This is a genomic window from Candidatus Poribacteria bacterium (genome assembly GCA_021295715.1).
GTDB lineage: Bacteria > Poribacteria > WGA-4E > WGA-4E > WGA-3G > WGA-3G.
This window is the reverse complement of record JAGWBV010000158.1, coordinates 1-3,435: the sequence shown is the minus strand read 5'-3', so window position 1 is coordinate 3,435 and position 3,435 is coordinate 1. Positions and strand designations below refer to the sequence as shown.

The 3,435-nt window shown below is 45.2% G+C and carries 2 protein-coding genes, 1 tRNA gene and 1 rRNA gene; all 4 read right to left on the bottom strand.

The window, feature by feature from the left end; genetic code table 11:
* Positions 1-219: 219 nt before the first annotated feature.
* Positions 220-1,746 carry an ABC transporter permease subunit gene (locus J4G07_22285; protein MCE2416713.1) on the bottom strand — a complete coding sequence of 509 codons (1,527 nt, stop codon included), beginning with the start codon at positions 1,744-1,746 and terminating at the stop codon, positions 220-222.
* A gap of 418 nt (positions 1,747-2,164) precedes the next feature.
* A tRNA-Ile gene (locus J4G07_22280) sits at positions 2,165-2,238 on the bottom strand.
* Positions 2,239-2,351: 113 nt separating this feature from the next.
* A complete protein-coding gene (locus tag J4G07_22275) occupies positions 2,352-3,104 on the bottom strand; it encodes a hypothetical protein (protein MCE2416712.1) in 753 nt (250 codons plus the stop codon).
* A 269-nt stretch (positions 3,105-3,373) separates the two neighbouring features.
* Positions 3,374-3,435 (bottom strand): 16S ribosomal RNA (locus tag J4G07_22270); the annotation flags it as partial.

Sequence of the window (3,435 nt, the reverse complement as noted above, 5' to 3'; positions counted from 1 at the left end):
TGTTGAATATGCCATAATAGACACATTCTATTACAAAATACAAAAAATGTCTTTTTAATTCTAATGGACACTATAGTTTTCAGTTGTCAGTACGCAGACTTCGTCTGCTTTCAGTCATCAGTTAAATCCTGCGGCAATTGAAAGGATTTTACATACACACCCCTTAACTGATAACCGATAACTGAAAGGGTTACGCAGCAACCCCTACCGACAACCGCCTTATACCTCACTCCTGATGAAAATCAGAAATATTATTGTAAATAGGATTAGGTTAATCGTCAACAGTAGGAATAAATCTGGTAACGCTCGCTTTGCATTTATGCCTATATCACTTCTCTGAAAGGAAAATCGAGGGAGTGCGTCCCAGTCAGCTGTGCCTTTGTCGGCAGCAAACCACTGTCGCGATTCAAATATCTTTTCGTCATCGAAATAGTCAAGGACTGCGCGTCGGTAACGTTGAACGGCGTTGAAAAAGTCTTGAATTCCCTCTAAATCGGTACCTGCCCATGCCTCTGTTGCCGCATCATACACCCCGACAGGTGAAAACTTTAACAGCATTCGACCGAGATTCGCGGGTTGGATGTAGATAGCGTTCAATGCGGGTTGACGGACAAGCCACGCGCGGTTGACGGTATTGATAACCTCTCTATGGTAGGAGCGGTAATAATTTTGTACGTGTGGTATGTGTGGCTCAGATTCTGCTCCAATTTTTCCGGCATAGAATCCGGTTTGGTAGAAATAGAGTAATATTGAGGGTTTGTCTTCACTCTCATCGAAAGCATATTCACCGCCTTTCAAGCGAAATCCCCAATCTTCACCGTTACGCGACAGGGGACCGAGGACGGTATCATTGCGAAGAAGCTGCTTATTCTCTCTATCCAATTCTTCCCATATCTGTTTGATTTGATTATAGACAGAGATCTGTTCGCTCGGCTGCGGGGCGATGTCAACTGCGGTAAGAATTAGATTTGGATACACAAGGACTAAGAATCCCCAGACAAACATGGAAAGCATGAGCGCGGTACTGGTTCGAGGCGTCATTGCGGAGATGCATAAGCCGATGAGATAGAACAGCGACAGATAAAGAAGCGATGTCAGGACAATCCCGCCGATGCGCAGAAATTCACCCGTGTTCAAGGAAATCGCAGTGGAGGTTGTCAGCAAAATGATGGACAGGAGAAGACTTATCAATAACGGCACAAGTAGACAGAGCATTGCGCTGATGTACTTGGCAAATAGGATGTATCCGCGCCGGACTGGATGCGTCAGCACGAGGCGTAACGTCCCGTGTTCACGTTCACCAGCGAGCGCATCATAAGCAAAAATCAGCGCAAGGAGACTCAGGACTCCCTGAAACACAAGGGCGATATCAATTGAATTGAAGAGATTGAGAAACGGATTATCCGCCCCGTGCTTCTTTGCATCCCAAATTGTTGGCACGAATGCGTGGTATACATAAATTTCGTTCCCCACCTGCTTATCCAATCCCAGATTGAAAATGCTCAAAGAGTTCGGCGGACGATGGACAACTAATTTTTCATAGTAATCGGAATAGGCTTTTTCGTTGCGTAATTTCTGGTGACTTTCCTGCGTAGCCGTGTTGTAAGCGGTTAGGCGTTGTTCATAGTCCTTGAGGAGCACAACGGTATTCGCGACCACCAGCAAAAGCGTGATGAAGATGGCTGCAGCGAACCGGAATGTCATGAGATTGTCAAGGAGTTCTCGGCGGATGAGTGTTGTCAGCATCAGGTTTTCCTCTCTCTACAAGTTTACCAGTTTCACCGTTTTTCAGCAAATGCAAACGCTTTTACTCAGAACCATTCAGTTTTCTGTTCGTTTGTGCCGGGCATCGCGACGCGGAAATTCCTTCACAGAAGAGGGAGTCGGGATTCGGAGATCCCTCCTACAGAAGTCTCAAACCTTGCCAGCAAGCCTTAGCGTGCTGATACAGCGGTATTTGATCTGGAGCATCAATATGTTATAACCCAATCTTCTGCTTTTTCTTCACTAACGTGAGTTTGATGTAAGGGGCCTGCCATGTCGGTTGGGTTGACCGGTGAAGGACAAGCGTTATCCAACTTCCAAAGCGCATGGATGGATGAATGAAATAGAGTTATAGAGTGATGGTAAAAGCGTGGTGGATAGAAAGAGAGAAAGAAAAAGGTGGGCCTACCTGGAATCGAACCAGGGACCTCGCGCTTATCAGGCGCGCGCTCTAACCGTCTGAGCTATAAGCCCACAAGGAATGCCTTAAAAAAGGAGAGATGTTCGCGAAAAAACGGTTCCGCTTTCGTTTGTCAACAAGCACTATTAAGTATACACGCTAAAAGAAGATTTGTCAAATTAATTTGTTAAAATTGGGCTTTGATTGCTCCCCACGTCGCTGCTAACTTAAGACGAGGTGAAACAGGACGAACCTTATCAATATCGGCAATGCTTTCGACAACAACCATATTATCAAAGTAACTGACCCCAGAGGTAATTCCCATCATACCAACAGGACCCGTTTTGAAAGTGTCATTATCAACTTCTACGATAGGCTTCTCATTAAGATGCCAATCCGCGGGCGGTAATTCTTCATCCCGTTTCCTGAGATACATCTGGTGTTGTCCGCCTTTCATAACGAGTCGATGGGTATACCAGACGTTGTTTTCATTGGGAAACTGCCCGGTTCCAAGTAGCGCCCAAGCACCAGCATTGCGCGTATAAATCTGAATATTGGATCCGCCTGTGCGGCGGCTGCCATGATAATGAGATTCAGCCCCTTTAAGCCCGCCTTCCACCCTGTAAACCGTGCCTACAAAACTGTCATTTTCCCATAACCAGTCAAAATCCCAAATGTAATCCCGCCATTCTTCTCTTCCATCAGCTTTCGGGATGTAAAGCCCGATACCAGTGGTTTTAGCGGCTTTATTTTTCGGATCGGCAGGGTCTTTTTCAATAAGGATTTTTGAGTTTCCCGAGTTAAAGTTAAGGTGTTCCCACCTCGATGGTTCTTCGCCAATCTTATCCTGCTCAAAGCCATCAACAAAAAGAATTTTCGCGTCTACGCTGCCAAGCCCCGTTAAAAAGAGGAACGTTGCAACAAACACCAGAGTTCTCATTTCATCTCTCCCTTGGCTGTGTCAGTGGTTCAAACATTAACAAGGAAATTGGGAAACGGAGAAATTAAATTCGTTTATGTAAGTTCGGTTCTAAGAAAAATTAGATTGGGGTATAAAGAAAAGGAAAATTGGGTTAGTGAGTATAGCAAGAGGTTTGCTGTATGAAGTAGAAGATGTTCCTGAAAGTTAAATAGTGTTGGTGCGTGTCATCTAAGGTAAAGAGCTGAACATAAGGATTGTGTTAGAATACTTATGTTAATGCTCCTTAGAAAGGAGGTGATCCAGCCGCAGGTTCCCCTACGGCTACCTTGTTACGACTTCGCCCCGGTCA

Coding starts and splice junctions, on each gene's coding strand:
- J4G07_22285 (MCE2416713.1), bottom strand. CDS start 1,746: ATGCTGACAACACTCATCCGCCGAGAACTCCTTGACAATCTCATGACA.
- J4G07_22275 (MCE2416712.1), bottom strand. CDS start 3,104: ATGAGAACTCTGGTGTTTGTTGCAACGTTCCTCTTTTTAACGGGGCTT.